Consider the following 21,495-nt stretch of genomic DNA (forward strand, 5'->3'; position numbering starts at 1 on the left):
ATGAGGAAATCTGCATGAAGAATTTCCATAAGCGCGTCATGGCAATCCTGCTCTCAAGCCTCGCCCCGGGCGGCGCGGCAATCGCGGCGGAATCCTCGTATGATCAGTATAAATCCTGGCTGATTGCGTGCGACAACGGTTTGACCTGCGAAGCTAAAGGTTTCACGAACGGCATCATAAGCAGCCCAGACTTGCGCTTTCATCGCGCCGCTGGTCCCGATGCGGTCACGGAGGTGACAATCAGCGTTCCATTTCCAGTCGAACTTAACGAATTTCGCGCCGATGGTACACTTTTGCATTTTGGCTCGGCCTGGCAGCTCAGCCGCGACGAAAATCTCACAAAAATCTCGACCAAAAGCCCGGAGGCGGTCGTGGAACTGCTTTCCGCTTTGCGCAACGCCACCGAATTGCAGGTCGGAGACGCTAAAACCGTCATTCCGCTTGACGGCATGGTCGCCGCGCTGTTGCATATGGATGATCGTCAAGGCCGCCTCGGCAATGTTACCGCCCTGATCAAGAGGGGAGCCGCTCCTGCTTCGAACGTCGCGGCCGCGCCCGCCTTGCCCATCCTCGCTCGCCGAAAGATTGATATCGCCTTGTCGGATGCGGAGAAACAACGCCTTATCATGCTGGCCAAGGGTTCTGGCAAGGCCCTGTTTGAGGTGGAAGAATGCCAGGCCGACGCTTCGAAGGGAGGCCTTGACGAGGAAGCTTACCCCCTCGACGCAGATCATGCCCTTGTATTCATTCCCTGCATCATGGGCGCGTACCAAGGATCGTCGCTAGTCTTCATCATGCCGCGGAACGGAAATGGTTCCGCTGTCCCATTTCGGCCTAAACTTCCTCTCGGCGGTGACGGAACCGAAATGAAAATACTGACGGAACCGGGCTTCGATACGAATACGGGATCATTACAGATGGCAGGCAGGGGGCGCGCAGTCGGCGATTGTGGGCTCGCCGCCGAATGGGTATGGGATGGCATGCAGTTTCAACTGGCGGCGGTTTCCTATCAAAGGACCTGCGGCGGCAGCCAACTCGGAGATTGGCCGACGCTGTTTCGGACGAGCTGAAGGGCAATACCCATCCCTTAATGGCTTCGATCTTTATTCGCCCGCGACGGCCTTCGTACAGCGCCACCCCCTACTGCCTGAGGGCATCAATCACGATCCTGAATGCGGGCGAATTCTGCCGCCGGCTCGCATAGCAGAGATAGTAGCCGGGGAAGACCGGAGACCAATCGTCCAGAACCTGAACCAAACGTCCCGATGCAATAGACGCTTGAACGAGATCTTCCGGCAAGTAGGCGATACCGTATCCATTCAGGGCTGCGTCGATCATTGCGTAAGAAGTGTTGAAAGTCAGCTGTCCGTTGACGCGCACGCGCAATTCCCTGCCGCCTTTCTCGAACTCCCAAGCATAGAGGCCACCCGATCGTTCCTGTCGATGATTGATGCAGATATGGGTGACAAGCTCCTCCGGATGGCTCGGAACATTATGCACGGAAAGGTATTCAGGAGATGCGACGGCGACGAGGCGCCAGTCGGGGCCGATCCTGACGGCGATCATATCCTTGTCCAGGCTTTCGCCAAGCCGGACGCCTGCATCGAACCTTTCCTCCACGATGTTGCGAAAACCGTTATCGATGTTCAGCTCCAGCTTCACGTCCGGATATTCCTTCAAGACAGGACGCAGCTTCGGCCAGACGACGCTGTTGAGAGCATGGTCCGAGAGCGTCATACGCACGGTGCCGGAAGGCTTATCCCGAAATACCATGAGTTCGTCTATTTCGGTCTCGATCTCCGCAAGTCGCGGTGCAAGCGACCGGATAAGCCGCTCTCCCACGTCCGTGGGCACGACGCTGCGAGTTGTGCGCGTCAAAAGGCGAAGTCCCATGCGGGCCTCCAGGCGCTTGACCGCATGGCTGATCGAGGACTGAGACGTACCGAGTTTCGCCGCGGCCTTCGTAAAGCTCCGTTCCTCGGCGACCGCCAGGAACCATAGCATCTCGTTCAGGTCTTCGCGCTTCATCTCTCATCTCCGACTCGATCATCGATTGATGTCAAAGATCGATAAGTCCAAGCGAATTGCAATGGCTAATCATGGAAATGCGCAACGTCTATCTTGCGGTCATGACACAGCAATCACTCGCACGACCATTGGACGGCGACATCGCCGACCCGCACGACAGCACCCGATCCGTAGCGACGGCAGCCCAGGAAAAGCGCCCCGCCGCATGGGGCGCCGTGCTGTCGATGGCTCTTTGCGTCGCCGTTCTCATCGCCTCCGAATTCCTGCCGGTCAGCCTGCTTACGCCGATCGCCGGCGATCTCGGCGTGACGGAGGGCCAGACGGGACAGGCCATATCGATCTCGGGCGTCTTCGCGGTGCTGACGAGCCTCTTCATTTCAAATATCACGCGCGGCATGGACCGCCGGCTCGTGGTCATATGCTTCTCCGCCGTCCTCATCCTGTCGGGCATCATCGTAACGCTGGCGCCCAATTATGCCGTTCTCATGGTTGGTCGCGCCCTGCTTGGCGTGGCGATCGGGGGCTTCTGGTCGATGTCGACGGCAATTGTCATGCGTCTCGTGCCCGAGGAATCGGTGCCGAGGGGCCTGGCCATGCTCAACGCGGGAAATGCCGTTGCGGCCACGATTTCAGCTCCGCTGGGCAGCCTGCTGGGTAATTATATAGGCTGGCGCGGCACCTTCTTCGCGGTCGTGCCGCTGGCATTGCTTGCTCTAGTCTGGCAATGGATCAGCCTCCCACCCCTCCCCTCGCGGGAGAAGGAGAAGCCGCCGAACGTGTTTCGTCTACTCGCACGGCCACAGGTCGCTCTTGGCATGGCCTCGGTCATGATGCTCTTCATGGGCCAGTTCGCGCTGTTCACCTATCTGCGACCGTTTATGGAGACCGTCACCGATGTCTCCATCTCCACGCTGTCGCTCCTTCTCCTGCTCATGGGGCTTTCAGGGGTGGCCGGCACGTATGCGGTCAGCCATTTGCTGCGCATACGGCTGTTCAGCATCCTCGCCGCGATCCCTTTCGTGATGGCAATCATTGCAACGGGGCTCGTCCTGTTCGGGACATCGCCCTCCGTTACTGCGGTGCTTCTGATGGGCTGGGGCTTCTTCGGCACTGCAGCTCCGGTCGGGTGGGGCACCTGGCTTAGCAGATACATGGCGAATGACGCGGAAGCCGGGGGCGGCCTCCAGGTCGCGACGATCCAGCTTGCCATCACCATCGGCGCGTCGGCCGGAGGCGCTCTCTTCGATGCCGCGGGCTGGTGGGTCACGTTTGCCTTTGCAGCAGCGCTGCTTCTTACGTCGTCATTGTTTGCCATCGTTGCATGGCGTTCGGCAACCAGGATTTGACATGAGGGCTGGATCATTCTCTCGCCGATCGGTTCTCGCTGGTGCAATCGCAACCATCATTCGTCCCGGCATTACCAACGCACAGAACGGCAGCGATCCGGCAAGTCAGGAGACAAATGGCATGAAGGTACGTTTCACATTCAACGATCAGCACATGATCGCGAGCCTTTATGACAATCCATCGGCGGCGGATTTCGCATCCATGCTGCCGCTCGAGTTGACGATCGACAACTATGCGAACAACGAGAAGGTCGCCTATCTGCCGCGAAAACTGACCCCGGCCGGAAGCGGCCCCTTCGGAAATGAACGGGCGGGAGATCTCTGCTATTTCGCTCCCTGGGGCAATCTTGCGCTGTTTTATGGCGGCTATCGATATTCGGCCGGACTGATCCGGCTGGGCCGGTTTGAGGCTGGTTTCGAACCTCTGCTCGTCCGTGGCGAATTTCCACTGCGGATGGAACGGACCTGACGAACGACAAGACCGCGCCTCAATGGAGCTTCAAGCGAGCATGAATTTACACTTTTGAGGCTTTGGTCCGAACATCCTTGCGACCCATGTCCCGATCCAATCGACTGAAGCCTAAGAAAAGGAACAGATTGCAGTCAGGCCCTGTTTTACCAATAGCTCCGTCGCTGACGGACGAATAAGTGGTGAAAGGAGATTCTGATGAAAATGAAAGTACTTAGTATTGCGGCACTCTCGCTTGGCCTGGCCGCCGGAAGTGCCTTCGCCCAGTCGTCGACCGTCACCGGCGCGGCAGGTGGCGCCGCAACAGGAGCCGTGGTCGGTGGACCTGTCGGAGCTGCCATAGGCGGCGTGGCAGGCGCCATCGTCGGTACCGCCATCGATCCGCCGCCGCAGAAGGTGGTTACCTACGTCCGCGAACAGCCGCTGCCTGATGATGGAATGGTGGTCCGCGACCGGGTGGTGGTCGGCCAACCGTTGCCGGAAACCATCGTGGTGAGAACCGTTCCCACAAACCCACGATATGCTTATGCGGTGGTCAACCACGAACGCGTGATCGTTGAACCGTCATCGCGAAAGGTCATCCAGATTATCAAGTGACCGAGGTGGGGAGCGAAGATACGCGCTCCCCAACCTTTCCCGAGCTTTGCATTTGGCCATTCAATCTGGTGGAAACGTCAGGTTGTAATTGCCTATCGCCGGATCGAGCAGCGTTGGGGCGGAAAGCTCGACCCGGCGATAGAGCCGGTGGGCGGACCGGCTATGAAGTGGCGTCAGTTTAGCGGAACCCCTCAAAGGAAGGCCCAAGGAACCGTCGAGGCCGACGCGCGGTAGTCATCTGCTTATGCTGCAAAGCCGCTATGGCAGAGCTTCAGTCGTCGACCCCGTTATCGCTCTGAGACGGGGACGTGGATTGCTTTTCCAGGGCGTCGCGAACTTCTGCGATTTTTCCCGTATTCGTTCCGGCCCCGAGAATGCTCTTTGCCTCGGCAAACGTCTGGTCCGTCACTGGTTTGTTCGACAGCTGCGCCAGTGCCGAACGCAAAGCGCTGTCGCTCAGCGCGGGATCGGTCGGCACGGCCGTCGTTCCGTATTGCATCTCGAACTCTGCATATGCTTTTACATAGGCCGAGAGCGCCGCCATCTTGGGATCCTTCGAATTCAGGTAGGCGTGGTAATCTCTCTTGAGCGAACTCAGGCTGCCGAGGCCGGGCTTCGAGACCTTCGCGCTTGCGCTATGGGATCTCGCGCTATGGGATTGGGAGTGCTTGTCGGGGTGATGCGCCAACAAGGACGATGAAGTGCCCGACGCCGTGGCCGTATTCGTGGCGGTGCCGCTGGCATCGTCGTCACCGGACTTTGCGTGCTCGGAATTTCCTTGGCCATGGCTGCCGCCATTGCCGTTGCCGTTACCACCACCATTTCCGTTGCCGCCGCCATTTCCGCCCTTTGCGAATGCCGTCTCTACGAAGCCGGCGGCAGTTCCAACCATGGGAGCGACAGCCAACACCAGGCTAAGGCTTGCGGTACCGATGATAGAGCCGATTTTCATGCGCATTTCCTTCACAAAATGTCCGTCGCCTGGGGCAGCGGCCAGCAAATCAATACGCACTACAATATTACCGAATTCCCGCGTTTCTACACCGGTCGGACCTATGCCTTGGGTATTAGGACCATCGTCTGATTGATCCCGTGCGATGGTCCCTTAGATTGCGTGGGCCGGATAACAATACCATCTTCAGGTGACGACCCGGCCGGTACGGACGGGCAATGGTTGACACTCGATCCAGCTGGGATAGCTATAAGGGGTTGGGAGATCAGTGCTGACTATGCCAGTTCTGCGAGCACATCGTAAACACAAGCTAACTCTGGCAGGTCTGATCGAACGCTGGAACTCTCAATCCTTGGCCAGACAGTTTTTGCTCGCGGGCGGCTTCGTCGCGATCTGTGCGATGATTGTTGTCGGCTCCTTCGTTGCCGGCCTGATCGAAAACGCGGTGACACGCAATTCCGCGGCGACGACGGCCCTTTACGTCGACAGCGTCATCGCCCCACTTCTACCCGATATGCAAACCACCCAGGTCCTCGATGACACCGTAACACGGGCTCTTGACGAGACGCTCGGTCAGGGCGCGCTTGGTACGCGGCTGTTTTCGTTCCGATTGTGGCGTAGCGACGGGACGATCCTTTACTCCAATAACAAAAATCTTTCCGGCAAGCAGTTTCCGCTCTCAGACAGTCTGAAGACCGCTTTTTCCGGCCGGATGGTCGCGAAATTCAATCAGATCGATGATGTGGAGAGCGTTGCCGAGCGCGAAAGCGGCAAACCGCTGCTGGAAATCTACAACCCGGTATTACAGCCTTGGTCAGGCAAAGTTGTTGCCGTATCCGAGTTTTACGAAGTGGCGAACGACTTCGAAGGAAGCCTGATACAAGCCCGGCTGTTGAGCTGGCTTATGGTCGCCTTGTTTACACTGACATTCTTCGCGCTTTTGTCGATTATCGTCCTGCGCGGCAGCCGCACCATCGATAATCAGCGCAAGGCGCTCAATGGCCGTATCGGGGAGCTGTCGGCGCTTCTTCTGCAGAACGAGGCATTGCGCGCGCGCGTTCAGCGCGCGACGCAGCGATCGGCTGCGCTCAACGAGAGCTATTTGCGTCGAATCGGCGCCGACCTGCATGACGGCCCTGCCCAATTGGTCGCTTATGCCTCTTTACGTCTGGACAGCCAGACCCTGACAAGTCCCGCCACCGCGACGGATGAACGTGAGGCATCACTGCGCACCATCAAAGCCAGCCTCGACGATGCGATGGCGGAAATAAGAGGTATCTGCAGCGGGTTGATGCTGCCCCATATCGAGACGGACAATCTGACCGATCTCTTGAAGCGCGCAATCCGCGCGCACGAGCGGCGCACCGGCGTCATGGTCGCGCTCGTCGTGGGCGCGACACCGGCTGATCTTTCCACCTCCGCAAAGATCTGCGTCTATCGCTTTGTCCAGGAGGCCTTGAACAACGGCTATCGCCATGCCGGCGGGATCGGACAGAAGGTCGTACAATCCTTGGAAGGCCGACAGGTCGTGATCGAGGTTGCCGATGAAGGGCCCGGATTTGATCCGAAAGAGGTCGGTCCGCAAAAACTGGGCCTCGCCGGCCTCAGAGATCGGGTCGAGAGCCTTGGCGGCACGTTTGCGCTTCTATCATCGAACCGGGGAACCACCGTTCGAATGGCTCTGAACATCGAGGAAATGGAGCAGGCATGACAACATCAATTAGCTTGGCAGTCATCGATGATCACCCGCTTTTCAGGGAAGGCGTCATCCGAAGTCTGACTGAAATGGATGGATTTAGCGTCGTCGGCGAAGGAAGCAGCAAGGAGGACGCGCTGAGGATCGCGGCGGAGTGCCGGCCGGACATCCTTCTGCTCGACATCTCGATGCCCGGAGGAGGGCTGGAGGCTGTTCCTCTCATACTCGAAAAGATACCCGATCAGAAGATCGTGATGCTGACCGTCTCCGAGGCGAGCGATGACGTCATGGCCGCGCTCAAGAGCGGGGCGAAGGGCTATGTCCTGAAGGGTGTTGGATCCAGGATGCTCGCCGACATCATTCGCAGCATCGCCGCCGGTGACAGCTATGTCGCACCGACGCTATCGGCTCGCCTGATTTCGGAAACCGGGTCGAGCACTCAAATAAATCCCTTCACCGCGCTGACCGATCGGGAACGGGAGGTGCTGGAATTGGCCTCCGCCGGATTGAGCAACAAGCATATCGGGTTGAAGCTCGATTTACATGAAAAGACCATCAAGCATCACATGACCCAGATTTTCACCAAGCTCGAGGTGAGCAATAGAACGGAAGCGGCGATGGCATTCCGGGATGAGCTTGAAAGGCGCCGTCAGTGAAGGAAGGACTTGAGCCGCTGCTCGTCTGAAACCGTGGCAGTGCGGTTGACGATCGTGCGGCCCTTTGAATCCTGCATAACGTAGCGTCCGCTCTGTATCTTTTCGCTCATACCATCCTGATGGCGAACCGTAATCGAGCCGTTGCCCGCGTCGGTGGACTGATCGGCATCGACCTGGCCCTGCGTCGCGCTCTTGGCGCTGGACGACTGGCCCTTGTCGTTGCCTTTCCCATTTCCATTGCCGTTACCCCCTCCGTTGCCGCTACTGCCGCCGCCGTTGCCGCTGCCTCCCCCATTCCCGTTACCCCCGCCATTGCCACCATTGCCACCGCCATTGCCGTTCCCGCCCTTGGCCTCCGCCATCTGCGGCCCAAATGTCGGGGAACCACCGTTAATTTTGACAGTGTAAGGCAGCGCGGTGCTGACGAAGGTCAGCAACAAGCATGGCAAGGCAGCGATAAGCTTTCGACGCAGTGACAACTGTAGCCTCCTGAGGCTTGGAGTAGTTCCAGCGACGGGCGGTCATCGTTCCCCGGCACGAAAGCGCCGCCCTCCATCGCCGATTGGCAAGTTCCGATCTCCATATCAGATCGTCGCAACACAGCGACGGGTCAAGGTTTATCACGCAGGCAAAGCTCAGCTGGGACTTCAGCAATCGCTCCCGCGACCTTTTGCCGGCACGGCATCAGACCAACGTCGGAGAAGGAGACCGACCGAAGCCCAATTGCATGACGGCATTATTGAAAGCGATTTTCTCCGGCCGATATCACTGCGGGCACGGCGCGACCCTGACGACGCAGATGCGGCGGTCGGGATCCCGTCTCTGAAAAAATTGGCAGGCGCTATGCGTCAGCAGCTTCGCGACCGGTCCGATGGGAGAGTATTATGAACCAGCATTGGAGGATATTTCTGGCCCGTGTAGCCCCGCCGGGTGCGATACTAGGCTTCTCAGCCGCCGAATTCGCCATCGAGGTTGCCATCAATCTGCGCTATTGCCTGAACCTCGTCCAACCGACGCAGGAATGCTTCGATCTGGCCGAACTCGTCTTGCTGCGCGCCCAAAATTATGGCGAGGCAAGAATGGGTGATAAGTCGCTGTTGTTCGCTGAAGCCGAAGATGCCCTTGCCCAGGCGACAAGGCTGCTCGAGCTCGAGCTCGAATATTGCTCGAGAGGGAACATGAAGGAGACCTGCGAACAAGCCGCCTGAAATTTTCGCCAAACCATGCGATGGCACGCCAAGACCCTATCCCCGTGATCGCAAGGCTGCGGTCAGGGGAAGCCGGCTTGCAACGGTTGCCGGCAACGCGCCGCCCAGAATACCGATTGCAAGTCCAAGCAGACCGGCGGTTGCCATGACATCGCCGGTGACGGAAAGCTGAAAGGCCATGCAAGCGCCATTGGCGCCGACGGTGCTTGCCTGCCAACCGTTGAAGGCGAGCCATGAGGCCAATAGTCCGACCATCACGCCTCCGGTCGCAAGCAGGACCGCCTCCACCCAGGTCCCAAGAAAAGCGGAGATGCGGCTGAAGCCCAGCGTCCGGACCGTTGCGATCTCAACCGTGCGGTCTAAGACCGAGTTCATCATCGTATTGAATGCGCCCGCGGTCGCGCCAATCGCCATCAGCAGTGCAAGCGGCCATCCGAACAGTCGGATCAAGCTTGCCGTGCGGGCCGATTGCGCCGCATAAAGCTCGGCTTCAACGACGGCACGCAGCGGCGGCGTCTTGATCGTGTCGAGCCTATCCTGAAGTCGTGACAGCGAGGCGGCGTCGGCAAGGCGCATCCGCAGGCTTTGCACTTGTCCCTGACGATCGAAAGCCGAGCGAACCGCATCAAAATCGGCCCATATTTCGGACTCGAATGCACTGCCGCGCGCCGAGAACAGACCGACCACCGTCCAGTCGACCGTACCGAGCCGCACCACATTGCCGATCGAAAATCCAAACTGTAGCGCGAGGCGGTCTCCAACGACGATCTCGCGCGTACCGGGTGCAAATAGATGTCCGGCCGACAGAAGAATATTGTCACGGATCGACGGGCCGCTTGCGTCCATACCCCGCAAAGCTAATGTCTGCGCGGTGACAGCGCTGCCCGACTTGGAATCGACGGCGACGACGATTTCTCGCGAAAAGATCGGCATCCCGTTTGCATCCCGCGTGACGCCAATATCGCCGGTCATCGCAGCGAGCGTGCGGATGACCGAGGCTGGAACGTCGGAGCCAGCCTCCTGATTGGTGCCTCCGCCCAGGATAACCGCCACCGAATTCGAACCGGCACTTTGCAGAGCCATTTCGAAACCTCTCGCCATCGCCAGAAAACCGGCAAGGACACAGACGACCAGCGCCACGGAGATTACCATGGAAGCGGAGATGGAGACGCGTCGTGGCATGCTGAACAGGTTTGCCCGGATCATGACGACGGCCTGCCTGGTATTGGAAGACATGGATCTACCTCGTTCTGAATGCGGAAGTGATCGGAATCCTGAGTGCGTTCAGGGCTGGAAGCGCTCCGGTTACGAGCGCAAGCAGAACGATCATTCCGAGAGCTTTTGCAAAGATGACGCTGGAAAAGACCAAGCCGATTGCTGGGCCAGTGATCCTCGTTGCAAGCAGTGCAAGCAGCAATCCCGTCGCTCCGCCCACCAGGAATATGAGGAGTGTTTCGCAAAGGATGAGAGCCATGATCCAGGAGCCGGAAAAGCCCAGGGTTTTCAAGAGACCGATCTCGAAGGTACGCTCGCGAACGGCAAACACCATGGTGTTCCCGACGATCATCAGCAGCGTGACGAAGGCCGCCCCGACAACCATGTTCACGATCAACCCGATATCCGCATACTGACGCAGAAAGGCCTCGAGGAATTGCTTTTCCGACCTGGTCTGCGTTGGCGCGGCTGAATTGGCGAACAATTGGTCGATCCTGGAAGCGAGTTCCCCGGCCGATATATTTGGTTGCGGTCGAACGATGAAGGCGTCGACCGTATCCTTGTTGCGGGCTCTGAGCGCATTGACATAGTCATATTGGGCGACCACGAAATAGGTGTCGGTGGAGGCATTCTCGCCCTCGAAAATGCCGGCGATCTCGAAGGGCCAGTCGCGGCTGCCGTCCTGCTTTGCCGTATCGAAACTGGTGACGGTGATCTTGTGGCCGATCGTCCAACCCTGCGCCTTGGCAAGCGCCCGGCCGACGAGGACCGTGCTGCGGTCCTTGCCGAGCGCACCGATCAGATCGGACGTCAGTCCGAGTTCCTTGCCGTTCGAACTCAAAAGACGCCGAGGATCAACGGCACTCACGGGGATAATGTTCTTCTCAACCGTCGCAAACCCGCGCAGGCGCAACATATAGCCGACCGCGGCCACATCCGGTTCGGCGGTAATTCGGTTCAGGTAAGAGATCGGCAGCGGCTGGGTGCGGCCGGCCTGGCTCATGACGCCGAGTATGTCGTCGCTGGCCGCCGACGAACCCTGACTGCCATCGACGAAGCTCGTCGTCAGACCGTAAATGAGAAAGGCCGTGGCCACGCTGATCATCAGCAGCACAGTGCGCAGTGGCTTTCGCCATGCGCTCTTTCGCACGAGATCGAAGACCGTCATGCGTCAGCCCTCCCCGCCTCGACAAACTCACCCTTATCGAGATGCAGCGTTCGGCTGGCATAACTCGCGGCTTGCGGATCGTGGGTGACCATGATGATCGTCTTGCCCAGCTCCCCGGTCAGAAAGCGCAGCATTTCCAGCACCTCGTCGGCCGATCTGCGATCCAGGTCGCCCGTCGGTTCATCGCAGAGCAGCAAAGCCGGATCCGCTACGATGGCGCGCGCGATGCCGACGCGTTGCTGCTGTCCACCCGACATCAGCCTTGGATATTGCTTCTGGCGCCCGGCAAGTCCGACCAGATCCAGAACCTTGTCGACGCGAGCCCGTCGCTCCCGGGACGAGAGCGGCTTCAGCAGAAGCGGCAACTCGATATTCTCGGCCGCATTCAGCATCGGCAAGAGATTATAGAACTGGAAGACGATCCCCATATTATGGCCGCGCCAGGCGGAGCGAGCCGACTCGCCCATCTGATCGAGATTGCTGACACCGATGCGCAAACGACCTGAATCCGGCCTGTCTATGCCGGAAAGCATATTCAGCAGCGTCGATTTTCCGGACCCCGAAGGTCCCATGATCGCGACGAACTCGCCGCGAGCAATCTGGAGATCCAGATCGGAAAAGATGGGGACGGTCTCGCTTCCTATCAGATATGCCTTCTTGACGCCGCTAAGCGCGATATAGGGTTCGTTTCTTGTCAAAGAGGTCATTGAAGTGTGCCTCCTGGCTGTTGTGCTGAAGCGATCGAAATACGAATGCGCGCAGCCATGTTGGGCATGATGCCCTCGGGTGGGTTGAGGAGCGCAAGGCGCAGGGTAATCGTGCCTTTCTCGGCCGAAGCGATCGGCCAAAGCTGCAGGATGTCGATGGCAAAGGGCTTGTCGGGAAAGCCGTCGAGGACGGCTTCGCCGCGAAGGCCCGGCCGAAGCGCGCCAATATTGCTTTCGGCAACATCAGCGTCGATCACGAGGCTGCTGGTATCGGTGATCGTCAGAAGGCTTTCATTTTCCTTGATGCTGTCTATCCGGGCCAGAACGCGGCCACCGACGTGGGCATCGAGCCGCGTCACCGTGCCGGAGATCGGAGCTTTCACCGTCAGCGCGTCGACATGCTCCTCGGCGATCTTCACGCCGACTTGCGCTTTCGTGTAAGCTTGGCGTGCCTGATCGACGGCATTGAGGGCGGTATCTCTCGCCGTGCGCGTTTCCTCGACCGTTTGTGCCGAGACGACGCTTTTCGCGGAAAGCGCCTCGTTGCGCTCCAGGGTGCTGCGCGCCTGCTTCAGTTCCAGGATCTTTCCGTCAAAGACTAGCTTGGCGGCATCGCTATCCGCCTTGGCCTGCTCAAGCGCGAGGTCGGCGCTGATATCGTCGATCCCAACGAGAACCTGCCCGGCTTCGACGCGATCACCAATCCGGGCCGCGACCGAGGCGATCTCCCCCTCATATTTGGAAAAGACCGTCACGATACTGGGAGCGATGACGTAGCCGGACCCGGTTATCTCGGGCACGGTCGCCGATCGAGGCGCATCGAGAGCCGAAGTGGATGCACTGACGCCTGCAGTCGTCCGGCTTGCTATCAGGCCTGTTTGGTCGCTCGTTCGCCCGATGTTTGGCGCAAGCTCAATTTCCAAACTCCGCTGCACTATTCCTTTGAGCCGCGGCGCAAATTCGGGCCAGAGGACGGAACCCGCGATCGCGCTGGCACCGAGCGCAACCAGGATACTCGAGAGCGCAAGCCTCCGGCTCTTGTTGGCCGGCGGCTCCAATGATGGGAACGAAGGCCCAAGGGAAAGCGACCTGAGCGTTTCTGAGAGCTTGCGATTGTCTTCGGTGATCGTGTTCATGCCACCAACATGAACGGGACGGAAGAAAATTCGACCTCGAACGCGTTCCAGATCGTCCTCGATCGCGATCTGGTACCGTTGCCTCCCTATGCAGCTGCCATGGTCTTCTTCCGCCACTCCACAGGTGTGACCTCGGTCACGCGGCGGAACTCGCGATTGAAATTAGATTTCGTCTCAAAGCCGACCGCATACATGATCTCGATGACCGACTTTTCGGTTTCGGTCAGCAGCTTGCACGCGGCCGCGATACGGAATTCATTGACATATTGCGAGACGTTTTTTCCGGTGCCGCGGTTGATCGCCTCGGAAATTTGACGCGTCGACAGGCCGGCTTTGCGCGCCAGTCTGTTCAAGGTCAGATCGTGATCCTCATAGAGCCGCCTGTCCGACATCAGCGCTTGAACGACAGCCATCGTCTCGATATCGCCCGTATCCGCTTTCGGGACCTCGGCGATGTCGGGCGTTTCCCTTGCCGCTGCGCCACCACGGCTGGCCGCCGCGGCTGCGGTGGATAAGATGACGAGCGCCACCAGGTTCCCACCGACAATGAGCGTCGCCGCGTAGCGGCCATGCGTCCATATCAAATCGAACATCACAACCGTATCGAGCGCCGCGGAAAGAAGCAGCGAGGCAGCCGCAAACAGGATCGCATAATAGGTAGGCCTGGCTTCGTCGAGGGCAGCAAGCCGAAGGGCGTCCATTCCCGGCCGCATCAGGCGCAATATGGCGACCGCATAGCCGACGAAGACGACAACAAGAATGACGTCGATCGCGTCGCGCCAAACGATCATCGATATCAAAACGAGGATCGCCGGCACGACATGAATGCCGGCGCGCAGGAAAGGCGGTTGTCCGCTCCTCCTGACCAACTGGAACACGCCCGCATAAACCAGCGGCGGCATAATCGCCGCGACCAAAGGGGCCACATACATAACGACCTGGACCCCGTAACCCCATCGCAACCCTGACAACACGGACTGGAAAGCGCTAACCAGAATAAGCGCAAGGAACGGGACGTTGGCGGGGCGTTCGTCATCCGGCTTGAACACCACGGCAAACAGCACGAGCAGCACGATGGCGACGGCAAAGGGAAATGGAATAAAAAGCATGACAGTCACCCACGGCGGCTTGAAATCAATAGAATGAAATCATGTCAGTAACTATCGCTTCGCACGACCTCGATCGTGTTTCAGTACGGTGCCATTGCGATAAATTGGCGCCTGCCACCGGTCAGGGACGGACAGCGGTCCGCCCTCACCTCGACGGGGAGCCGTTAGCGCCTATTCCGGAGCGTGTTATCCCAAGACCTGGCTATGCGCTACGCAGCATCATCCTCGGCATCGAGACAATCGGCTCGACGCAGAAATGACGAGATTATCGAAACGACTTCAGCTTCAAGGACGAACGCACTATTGGGGCTGGCACGTTGAATATCATTCATCGCGTTTCCAATATCCTCATCAATCGACCGCGGTAGCTGTCGAGAATGACTGCCAGCACGATGACCGCGCCAATGACGATCGGCTTGATGTTATCGTCGGCGCCGAGCAGTTGCAGGCCCGTGGATAGTACTTGCAGAATGCATGCGCCTACCAGCGTACCGACAATCGATCCCTTGCCGCCAGAAAGACTGGTCCCGCCGATGATTACAGCTGCAATGGCATTGAGCTCATAGCCAATACCGGCAACCGGGCTGCCGACATTGAGGCGCAACAGATAGACCATAGCTGCAATGCCCGCCGTCAGTCCCGAAATCGTGAAGACGGCGATCTTGAACCTTTTGGGCTCGTGCCCTGACAGTCGGACGGCTTCCTCATTGGTGCCGATCGCAAAAACAAAACGCCCGAACACGGTATAACGCAGCACGAACCAGCCAATAAGCACGACGACGATCGCAATCAGAAAGATTGAAGGGAATACGTCCCAGAAGATCAGGTTTCCGAAATCGACAAAAGGTTGAGGCAGGCCGGTAATGGTGGAATTGTCACTGACGACGCGCGCCAAGCCGCTTGCGATGTTCAACATGCCAAGTGTCACGATGAAGGACGGAAGCTTCCATTTCTCGCATACCCATCCATTGATCGCACCCAGCACGGCGCCCGCTCCCATCGAGGCTACCGAAGCCAGCACGATCGCCTGCCAGGGAGAAAGTCTCGGATCGACCATGATCGTCGCCCCGATAACAGTGCAAAGCGCCAGCAGCGAGCCGACCGACAGATCGATGCCGCCAGTAAGGATGACGAAGGTCATGCCCGAGGCGAGCACGGTATTGATGGCGATCTGCACGAAGATCTTCAGAAAATTCTCCGGCGTTGCGAAGTATGGTGCCGTCGCCGAGAAAAAGATCAGGATCAGAACGAGGGCAATGGCAACGCCCGCTTCCTTCATCGATATCCGAATCAGTTTGTCCCAGAAGCTTCTCTCTTTCGCCTCCATATTTTTTTCAATGTTGCCGGACACGACTGTACTCCTTGTAGGCGAGTGAGAGGATCCTGCTCTCTTCGAATTGGTCCCGAGGCATTTCTCCGGCTATTTTGCCGTTCGAGAAAACGATAATGCGATGGCAAATGCTCATGAGCTCCGGCAGATCGGACGATACGACCAGAACACCCTTTCCCTCGGCGGCGAACCTCCATAGAAGGTCATAGATTTCGGCCTTTGCACCCACGTCGATCCCGCGGGTCGGCTCGTCGAAAATCAACACTTTGGGGCCGCGGAACAGCCATTTGGCAATGACGACCTTCTGTTGGTTGCCGCCGGAAAATGTCCTGACCACCTGGTGGATGGACGGCGTTTTAATGCGCAGCTCGCGTGCGAGACGCTGTGAATTGTCATTCTCGATCTTCCGGCTGATCAGGCCGTTGCGGGAGACTTTGCCGAGATCTGTGATGGTGGTGTTTTCGGCGCAGCTCATGTCGAGCATCAGGCCCTGCATCTTGCGATCTTCGGTTGCCAGACACAGCCCTGCCGCGACAGCATCGCTGGGCGAATTGATCTCGACCAGCTCACTGTCAATGCGAATTTCCCCCCCGGCTTTTGCATCTGCGCCGAATATGGCGCGAACTGCCTCGGTCCGACCACTACCCACAAGCCCGGCAATGCCAACGATTTCACCCTTGGCCACGGAGAATGACAGCTCTGGACTATTGTGCGTCACCTTCAGACCGGAGACACCGAGCGCCTCACCCGATATGACGCTGTCGCCGCGAAAAGCGTCGTGTTTCGCGAGCGTTCGCCCTACCATCAGTTCAACGATTTTTGGAATTCCTAGCCCTTCAAGCGGTCGCGTGATCACATGTTGGCCGTCGCGCAAGATGGTCACGTCATCGCCTACCTCAAAAATCTCTTCGAGCCTGTGCGATATGTAAAGCGTGGTTACGCCCCGCGCCTTCAGCCGCTTCAGAATTTCGAAGAGACGATCGACTTCCTTGGAGGTCAAGGTTGCCGTCGGTTCGTCAAGGACCAGAAGCTTGCTCTCGTAACAGAGCGCCTTGGCGATCTCGAGAAGCTGAAGCTGCGCTAGGCTCAAGCTGCTGGCAAGCGTTGTCGGCGCCACGTTGAGGCCGACTTCTGCCAGCAACTCTGCCGCCCTGGCGTTCATTTGCTTGTAGTTCACCAGGCCGTATCGGCGTGGGAGATGTTCGAAAAGGAGATTTTCACCAACGGTGAGGTTGGATAGGGGATGCAGTTCCTGATGGATGACGCGAATGCCGGCCTTAAAGGCCTCCAGAGGAGAAGCCGGATCGTAGCGCTGGCCGTCGAACACGATATGACCGTCATCCGGCTTAAGGACACCGCCAAGGAGGTTGATCAGCGTGGATTTTCCGGCACCGTTTTCGCCGAGAAGGACGTGTCCCTTGCCGCGACCAATGCCAATGGAAACATCTTTGAGCGCGACGACGCCCGGGAAGCGCTTACCTATTCCTTCCAGCTTCAGGATGTAGTCATCTGGTGTGCCTGACACGTCCCACCTCACGCATGGTCTATTTCGGATCGGAAATGGCCACCGGCCATGGCTGACGCCCAGGCTGCTCGAAAACGAGCGACGTCGGAGCATTCAACATGAAAGCGATCGGGCAGCGAATAGCGCCGGCCAAGAGCCGGCGCCTCCTTTAGCCTCGGAGCTAAGCCCCGACTATTTGATATCCTTGGCGGTAATGAGCGTGACGTTCGTCTTGACCCAACCGGTGAATTTTTCGCCGGCGAGCTCACGAAGGCCATACTTAATGCCCATGGCTGCCATCTCGGCACCATACTGCTCGACAGTGGCAAGCATCTTGCCGTCCTTGATCAACGGCCTGACAGACGGAATGTTATCGAAACCCACCACCTTGATCTTGCCGCTCTGGCCGGATGCATCAAGCGCCTTGACGACACCGAGAGCCATGGAGTCGTTTGCAGCCATGACGCCCTGAATATCCTTATACTTCGTCAGGAAATTCGTCATGACGGTGTTCGCTTCCTCGGTCTCCCAATGCGCGGTCTTGCTGTCGAGAAGCTGGAGCTTGCCGTTCTTGATGGAGTCCATGAAGCCCACCTTGCGCTCCTTGGCGTTGTCAGCCTCAGGATTGCCTTCCAGGATCACGACCTTCGCGCCAGGCCCCAGATCCTTGGCAAGCGCATCGCCCGCAAGCTTGGCGCCCTCAGCATTGTCAGGCCCGAAGAAGGCAAGATCGATACCGGCTGCCTTCTTCGCGTCGGCATCCAACGGCACGTCGATGTTGATGACCTTGACACCGGCCTTTACGGCCTTCGCAAGCGGAGTGGCCATCGCCTTCGAGTCGGCCGGCGCGACGACGATGATATCGTATTTCTGCGTCACGAAGTTTTCGACCGCATCGACCTGCGAGGCAAAATCACGCTCGTCCTTCATGCCGACGGCCTTGAAGTCGAACTTGTCCTTGTTTTCAGCCGCATATTTGTCGGCCCCCGCCTTCATCTGCTTGAAGAACTCATTCGACAAGGACTTCATGATCAGGCCGACCTTAGGCTTACCGGCCGCAAAGGCGGGCGACACGCCGCAAGACAGCGCAAGCACCAAAGTGCCTGCAAGACCAAACTTCAACGCCGCACGACGCGAGGCGCTGATCAAGACGGATTCATGGTTTTTGGAATTAGACATTTCTTTCCTCCCGACGGTCCTGGGCTCAGCTCCACCTGAGTTGTCAACGACAATGAACCGTTTCACCAGGCAATGGGTAACAACGCCCCCGAACATTGTCAAGGCGATTGAAATGGCGAAAGAAATTAACAAGGCTTGCACTTTCGCTCGTATGTTGCAGTATATGCCATGAACCGTTTCCAACGGCGCTGGGAAATGCCTTCCGTTAGACTATATGCGGTCGATGAATTTGACGTGCAGACTTTGGGTGAAGGCGCTAGAGACCGCCTGGGTCGGGCTGTTGTTGGGCACTGGTTCCGGAGAAAAAGGACATATGTTCTGTTATGCAAAAAGTCGGAATTCGCGACGTTGCCAAGCTCGCAGGGGTCTCTACGGGGACCGTCTCGAGAGTCCTGAATGATCACCCATCCGTCACGCACGAATTAAGGACGCGGGTCAATACCATCATAGAGGAACTCGGTTACACGCCGGATCCGTCGGCAAGAAGCATGCGCAGCAAGATCAGTCGCCTCATCGGCATCGTCATCCCGGATCTGACCAATCCATTCTTTTCCGAACTCGTCCAATCTGCCGAGCAAGCCGCAGCAACGCACGGCTACAACATCATCGTCATGACATCCTTCGATAACGCTGCGAAGGAAGCCGACCGTATCCGGCAACTGACGAGCCGGAGGGTGGACGGCATCATCCTCGTTCCGAGCAACGACTTCCATCCGATCAGGCTGCCAAAAGGGCTGCCAATCGTTGTCGTCGACCGTCTTATGCCGGGGTATTCGGGCATTGCCTCCGATCATCGCAATGGTGTCCGTCTCGGCGTCGAATATCTCCTAAAGCTGGGGCATCGCCGTATCGGCTTCATTTCAGGACCTGAACATTCGGTTCCAGCCAATGATCGCCTCAAGGGCTATCTCGATGCGATGATACAAGCCGGCGATAGCGCGGGAACCGCAGCCTCGCCGCTAGTTGCCGAGGCCAACTTCGATTATGAAAGCGGACGGCAGGCAGGAAATTATCTGCTGGCGCGTGCCCGCAGCGAGCGTCCGACCGCCATCTTCGCAAGCTCAGATCAGCAGGCGATCGGCTGTATGAGAGCGGCATATGACCTTGGTATCCCAATTCCGGCAGCGCTTTCCATTCTTGGGTTCGATGGCATCCCGCTCTCGGATATGACCATCCCGCGCTTAACGACGGTGAAGCAACCGATTCAGAAGATCGCGACAGCCGCAGTGGAAGTTCTTCTGAATGAGCAGGGCGCACCGAGCATTGACCATCCGGTCTTGTTGGCCTGCGAGCTATCTTATGGTGAAACTACCTGCGCACCGCAGCCCGACTGAATGCTGATGGGATATTCGCCGCGGATTCACAATGGAGCTGTGGCTGGGCAAAAAATCCACGCCGGAGGCTCGCTGGTCCGTGTACCAAGCAACATCCGACGAATACTGCGACTATTTTTGGTTCGATGCGCAATAACGCTTAAATATTCGCGGCCGCTGCTCACCAGCTAACAATGCGTTCATGCAGCCAGCCTACGAAAATCCCGTCAATTGGGAGAATTCAAAATGCATGAGATTAAGAAGGCTCTGCGGGCAATTGCTTTTACGGCAGCTCTGGCCCCGACGTCGACAGCTTGGGCGTCAGGATTTGAGAACATCATCATCTCGAACGCCAAGGATGCCGACGTGACGGAGACGACGCTTCCGGCAAACAGTGCTGCGATTTATCTGTCAGCGGACATTGATGAAGTCAGCTCCGGCTCAAAAATCACCGTTTCCTGGATCGCTATTGATACCAACGACGTAGCGCCCGCAAATTATAAGATTGACGAAGTCAGTTTCGATATCGGCTCTCTGGAAAACCATGTCAACTCGTCGCTTAGCAAACCGAATGCGGGCTTCCCCGTCGGCAAATACGAGGCCGTCCTGTCCGTGGACGGCAAGGTGATGGAGACCGTCGACTTCTCCATCAAGTAGGCTCACCTAGAGCATTAAGCACGATCCAAGGGAATTGCTGGACCCTCACCTCGGCAGAGCGCGTGACAACGATTATGGCGTTTAAGATCGGCGCTGTTGACTTCGCGGCGGTTCTGTTCGCGCTGGCCGGTTCGTTGAGATTTCCCGTTGCGATCGAGCTCGCCTTGAAGAGAACGATGCCGGCAGCTCCAAGCTTGTCTCGCCATCTGTTTCGTCGATGTGAACGGCGCAAGTAAAATTCGCCTTCACGCTGCGCGATCGCGGAGCTTTTGTCCTCCCGCCCCATCGAAATACATGACATACTCAATAACCAGATGTAGCTGGAGCATTTTCCGATGCCGCGAGAAGCCGTCTGGACCCTGGTTTTGTTTGTTCTCCTCATAGTGAGCGCCGCAGTCGGTTCGATATTACGCGCCAGGCTGCCTGCTCCGCACCGCGGTACCGAGACGATAGACTTCCTTCGAGCGGTGACGGCTTTGCTTGTGACTTTTGCGGCGCTCGTGATGAGCCTGCTTTTGGCATCGGAATTGACCGCATTCACCACTGCCTCCCGCGATCGCAACCGTTACGCCGCCGGTCTGGCGGAAATGGACGTCTGCCTCAAAAACTACGGGTCCGCATTGGATAGTGAGAGACAACTCTTGCACAGCTACACCGCCGCTGTCATTGCCAGCACATGGCCGGGAGAACCGCTTCCGCCGGGAATGATCTATCCTGACGTATCAAAATTGCCTCTGATTGGTGAAGCACCCACGCTTGGGGCGCTTGTGAACACCATAGGCCTCGGCATTGCCCACCAGCAGCCAAACGATCCCTTGCACCAGGTGCTCGTGACCCGTTGCAATCAGCTCTTCAGCAATCTCATGGTCGCGCGATGGACCGTGATAGAAGATGCGCACGGCTCGCTTTCGGCGCCGTTTCTCGACGTCCTGATCTTCTGGCTTATGCTGGTATTTCTGAGCTTCGGTCTTCAGGCTCCCAGAAACCCGCTTACAGGCTCCATTGTCGCCGTCGCCATCGTTTCGGTGGCGAGCGTGATGTTCGTCATCCTGGATCTTGATCTTCCCTATGGCGGCTTTTTTGGTATTTCGAGCACGTCCATGCGGCATGCGCTCGCCGACATGCTGGCGCAATAGCGATCGATCACGCAGAGCGCAAAGATGTAGCGGAGCCGTCACCCCTAATGGACCATGATGCTGCCACAAGCGCCCTCGGGCCGGCACAA

The 21,495-nt window shown here is 57.9% G+C and carries 21 protein-coding genes; 10 read left to right on the forward strand and 11 right to left on the reverse strand.

Annotated features, from left to right (window positions below):
- The first annotated feature begins 38 nt into the window (after positions 1 to 38).
- The gene (locus HGP16_RS14195; RefSeq protein WP_168840653.1) at positions 39 to 1,070 is read left to right on the forward strand and encodes a DUF1176 domain-containing protein; all 1,032 of its coding nucleotides are present in this window, start codon (positions 39 to 41) and stop codon (positions 1,068 to 1,070) included.
- A 70-nt stretch (positions 1,071 to 1,140) separates the two neighbouring features.
- On the opposite strand, the gene HGP16_RS14200 is transcribed toward HGP16_RS14195, so the two are convergent.
- Positions 1,141 to 2,028, reverse strand: a complete 888-nt coding sequence (locus tag HGP16_RS14200) for a LysR family transcriptional regulator (protein WP_168840654.1) — start codon at positions 2,026 to 2,028, stop codon at positions 1,141 to 1,143.
- A 71-nt stretch (positions 2,029 to 2,099) separates the two neighbouring features.
- Between HGP16_RS14200 and HGP16_RS14205 the strand changes: the two genes are divergently transcribed.
- The 3 genes from HGP16_RS14205 (at position 2,100) to HGP16_RS14215 (ending at position 4,440) form a co-directional block, all read left to right on the forward strand.
- Positions 2,100 to 3,374 (forward strand): MFS transporter, encoded by a 1,275-nt coding sequence (locus HGP16_RS14205; protein WP_246705534.1) that lies wholly within the window; start codon positions 2,100 to 2,102, stop codon positions 3,372 to 3,374.
- Position 3,375: 1 nt separating this feature from the next.
- On the forward strand, positions 3,376 to 3,843 hold the full coding sequence (locus tag HGP16_RS14210; protein ID WP_168840655.1) for a cyclophilin-like fold protein: 468 nt from the start codon (positions 3,376 to 3,378) through the stop codon (positions 3,841 to 3,843).
- Positions 3,844 to 4,041: 198 nt separating this feature from the next.
- Positions 4,042 to 4,440, forward strand: a complete 399-nt coding sequence (locus HGP16_RS14215; RefSeq protein WP_168840656.1) for a DUF1236 domain-containing protein — start codon at positions 4,042 to 4,044, stop codon at positions 4,438 to 4,440.
- Between the two features lie 271 nt (positions 4,441 to 4,711).
- Here the strand turns inward: HGP16_RS14215 and HGP16_RS14220 are convergent, their stop codons facing one another.
- Positions 4,712 to 5,392, reverse strand: coding sequence for a hypothetical protein (locus tag HGP16_RS14220; protein WP_168840657.1), 681 nt, complete (start codon positions 5,390 to 5,392; stop codon positions 4,712 to 4,714).
- 277 nt (positions 5,393 to 5,669) lie between these two features.
- On the opposite strand from HGP16_RS14220, the gene HGP16_RS14225 reads away from it, so the two are divergent.
- Positions 5,670 to 7,103 (forward strand): sensor histidine kinase, encoded by a 1,434-nt coding sequence (locus HGP16_RS14225; RefSeq protein WP_168840658.1) that lies wholly within the window; start codon positions 5,670 to 5,672, stop codon positions 7,101 to 7,103.
- Positions 7,100 to 7,744 (forward strand): response regulator transcription factor, encoded by a 645-nt coding sequence (locus tag HGP16_RS14230; protein WP_168840659.1) that lies wholly within the window; start codon positions 7,100 to 7,102, stop codon positions 7,742 to 7,744. The genes HGP16_RS14225 and HGP16_RS14230 overlap by 4 nt, the downstream gene beginning before the upstream one ends.
- On the opposite strand, the gene HGP16_RS14235 is transcribed toward HGP16_RS14230, so the two are convergent.
- Positions 7,738 to 8,223 (reverse strand): hypothetical protein, encoded by a 486-nt coding sequence (locus HGP16_RS14235; RefSeq protein WP_168840660.1) that lies wholly within the window; start codon positions 8,221 to 8,223, stop codon positions 7,738 to 7,740. The two genes, HGP16_RS14230 and HGP16_RS14235, sit on opposite strands and share 7 nt — an antisense overlap.
- Positions 8,224 to 8,628: 405 nt before the next feature.
- Here HGP16_RS14235 and HGP16_RS14240 point away from each other — a divergent pair, with 405 nt between their 5' ends.
- The gene (locus HGP16_RS14240) at positions 8,629 to 8,952 is read left to right on the forward strand and encodes a hypothetical protein (protein ID WP_168840661.1); all 324 of its coding nucleotides are present in this window, start codon (positions 8,629 to 8,631) and stop codon (positions 8,950 to 8,952) included.
- Positions 8,953 to 8,988: 36 nt separating this feature from the next.
- On the opposite strand, the gene HGP16_RS14245 is transcribed toward HGP16_RS14240, so the two are convergent.
- From HGP16_RS14245 to HGP16_RS14280, 8 genes are all read right to left on the reverse strand, one after another.
- Positions 8,989 to 10,188: an ABC transporter permease gene (locus HGP16_RS14245; protein ID WP_168840662.1), complete on the reverse strand. Its 1,200-nt coding sequence runs from the start codon at positions 10,186 to 10,188 to the stop codon at positions 8,989 to 8,991.
- A 4-nt stretch (positions 10,189 to 10,192) separates the two neighbouring features.
- Complete coding sequence (locus HGP16_RS14250; protein WP_168840663.1) at positions 10,193 to 11,335, reverse strand: ABC transporter permease; 1,143 nt, start codon at positions 11,333 to 11,335, stop codon at positions 10,193 to 10,195.
- The gene (locus tag HGP16_RS14255) at positions 11,332 to 12,042 is read right to left on the reverse strand and encodes an ABC transporter ATP-binding protein (protein ID WP_168840664.1); all 711 of its coding nucleotides are present in this window, start codon (positions 12,040 to 12,042) and stop codon (positions 11,332 to 11,334) included. Before HGP16_RS14255 ends, HGP16_RS14250 begins: the two co-directional genes overlap by 4 nt.
- Entirely contained in the window at positions 12,039 to 13,178 is a 1,140-nt protein-coding gene (locus tag HGP16_RS14260) for an efflux RND transporter periplasmic adaptor subunit (RefSeq protein WP_168840665.1), read from the reverse strand. The genes HGP16_RS14255 and HGP16_RS14260 overlap by 4 nt, the downstream gene beginning before the upstream one ends.
- Before the next feature lie 86 nt (positions 13,179 to 13,264).
- Positions 13,265 to 14,287 (reverse strand): helix-turn-helix domain-containing protein, encoded by a 1,023-nt coding sequence (locus tag HGP16_RS14265; protein WP_168840666.1) that lies wholly within the window; start codon positions 14,285 to 14,287, stop codon positions 13,265 to 13,267.
- A gap of 328 nt (positions 14,288 to 14,615) precedes the next feature.
- Complete coding sequence (locus tag HGP16_RS14270) at positions 14,616 to 15,638, reverse strand: ABC transporter permease (RefSeq protein ID WP_168840667.1); 1,023 nt, start codon at positions 15,636 to 15,638, stop codon at positions 14,616 to 14,618.
- Positions 15,622 to 17,142: a sugar ABC transporter ATP-binding protein gene (locus tag HGP16_RS14275; RefSeq protein ID WP_168840668.1), complete on the reverse strand. Its 1,521-nt coding sequence runs from the start codon at positions 17,140 to 17,142 to the stop codon at positions 15,622 to 15,624. Before HGP16_RS14275 ends, HGP16_RS14270 begins: the two co-directional genes overlap by 17 nt.
- A gap of 171 nt (positions 17,143 to 17,313) precedes the next feature.
- Complete coding sequence (locus HGP16_RS14280) at positions 17,314 to 18,300, reverse strand: sugar ABC transporter substrate-binding protein (protein ID WP_168840669.1); 987 nt, start codon at positions 18,298 to 18,300, stop codon at positions 17,314 to 17,316.
- Positions 18,301 to 18,623: 323 nt separating this feature from the next.
- Here HGP16_RS14280 and HGP16_RS14285 point away from each other — a divergent pair, with 323 nt between their 5' ends.
- From HGP16_RS14285 to HGP16_RS14295, 3 genes are all read left to right on the forward strand, one after another.
- The gene (locus HGP16_RS14285) at positions 18,624 to 19,634 is read left to right on the forward strand and encodes a LacI family DNA-binding transcriptional regulator (RefSeq protein ID WP_168840670.1); all 1,011 of its coding nucleotides are present in this window, start codon (positions 18,624 to 18,626) and stop codon (positions 19,632 to 19,634) included.
- A gap of 225 nt (positions 19,635 to 19,859) precedes the next feature.
- Positions 19,860 to 20,270 (forward strand): hypothetical protein, encoded by a 411-nt coding sequence (locus HGP16_RS14290; RefSeq protein WP_168840671.1) that lies wholly within the window; start codon positions 19,860 to 19,862, stop codon positions 20,268 to 20,270.
- A gap of 335 nt (positions 20,271 to 20,605) precedes the next feature.
- A complete protein-coding gene (locus HGP16_RS14295; protein ID WP_168840672.1) occupies positions 20,606 to 21,406 on the forward strand; it encodes a hypothetical protein in 801 nt (266 codons plus the stop codon).
- The last annotated feature ends 89 nt before the right edge of the window (positions 21,407 to 21,495 follow it).

This window comes from Rhizobium sp. P40RR-XXII (genome assembly GCF_012641405.1).
Classification (GTDB): Bacteria; Pseudomonadota; Alphaproteobacteria; order Rhizobiales; family Rhizobiaceae; genus Rhizobium.

What these genes read in the sequence shown, in the direction of transcription:
- HGP16_RS14195 (WP_168840653.1), top strand. Translation starts at nt 39, where the DNA reads ATGGCAATCCTGCTCTCAAGCCTCGCCCCGGGCGGCGCGGCAATCGCG.
- HGP16_RS14200 (WP_168840654.1), bottom strand. Translation starts at nt 2,028, where the DNA reads ATGAAGCGCGAAGACCTGAACGAGATGCTATGGTTCCTGGCGGTCGCC.
- HGP16_RS14205 (WP_246705534.1), top strand. Translation starts at nt 2,100, where the DNA reads ATGGAAATGCGCAACGTCTATCTTGCGGTCATGACACAGCAATCACTC.
- HGP16_RS14210 (WP_168840655.1), top strand. Translation starts at nt 3,376, where the DNA reads ATGAGGGCTGGATCATTCTCTCGCCGATCGGTTCTCGCTGGTGCAATC.
- HGP16_RS14215 (WP_168840656.1), top strand. Translation starts at nt 4,042, where the DNA reads ATGAAAATGAAAGTACTTAGTATTGCGGCACTCTCGCTTGGCCTGGCC.
- HGP16_RS14220 (WP_168840657.1), bottom strand. Translation starts at nt 5,392, where the DNA reads ATGAAAATCGGCTCTATCATCGGTACCGCAAGCCTTAGCCTGGTGTTG.
- HGP16_RS14225 (WP_168840658.1), top strand. Translation starts at nt 5,670, where the DNA reads ATGCCAGTTCTGCGAGCACATCGTAAACACAAGCTAACTCTGGCAGGT.
- HGP16_RS14230 (WP_168840659.1), top strand. Translation starts at nt 7,100, where the DNA reads ATGACAACATCAATTAGCTTGGCAGTCATCGATGATCACCCGCTTTTC.
- HGP16_RS14240 (WP_168840661.1), top strand. Translation starts at nt 8,629, where the DNA reads ATGAACCAGCATTGGAGGATATTTCTGGCCCGTGTAGCCCCGCCGGGT.
- HGP16_RS14245 (WP_168840662.1), bottom strand. Translation starts at nt 10,188, where the DNA reads ATGTCTTCCAATACCAGGCAGGCCGTCGTCATGATCCGGGCAAACCTG.
- HGP16_RS14250 (WP_168840663.1), bottom strand. Translation starts at nt 11,335, where the DNA reads ATGACGGTCTTCGATCTCGTGCGAAAGAGCGCATGGCGAAAGCCACTG.
- HGP16_RS14255 (WP_168840664.1), bottom strand. Translation starts at nt 12,042, where the DNA reads ATGACCTCTTTGACAAGAAACGAACCCTATATCGCGCTTAGCGGCGTC.
- HGP16_RS14260 (WP_168840665.1), bottom strand. Translation starts at nt 13,178, where the DNA reads ATGAACACGATCACCGAAGACAATCGCAAGCTCTCAGAAACGCTCAGG.
- HGP16_RS14265 (WP_168840666.1), bottom strand. Translation starts at nt 14,287, where the DNA reads ATGCTTTTTATTCCATTTCCCTTTGCCGTCGCCATCGTGCTGCTCGTG.
- HGP16_RS14280 (WP_168840669.1), bottom strand. Translation starts at nt 18,300, where the DNA reads ATGTCTAATTCCAAAAACCATGAATCCGTCTTGATCAGCGCCTCGCGT.
- HGP16_RS14285 (WP_168840670.1), top strand. Translation starts at nt 18,624, where the DNA reads ATGCAAAAAGTCGGAATTCGCGACGTTGCCAAGCTCGCAGGGGTCTCT.
- HGP16_RS14290 (WP_168840671.1), top strand. Translation starts at nt 19,860, where the DNA reads ATGCATGAGATTAAGAAGGCTCTGCGGGCAATTGCTTTTACGGCAGCT.
- HGP16_RS14295 (WP_168840672.1), top strand. Translation starts at nt 20,606, where the DNA reads ATGCCGCGAGAAGCCGTCTGGACCCTGGTTTTGTTTGTTCTCCTCATA.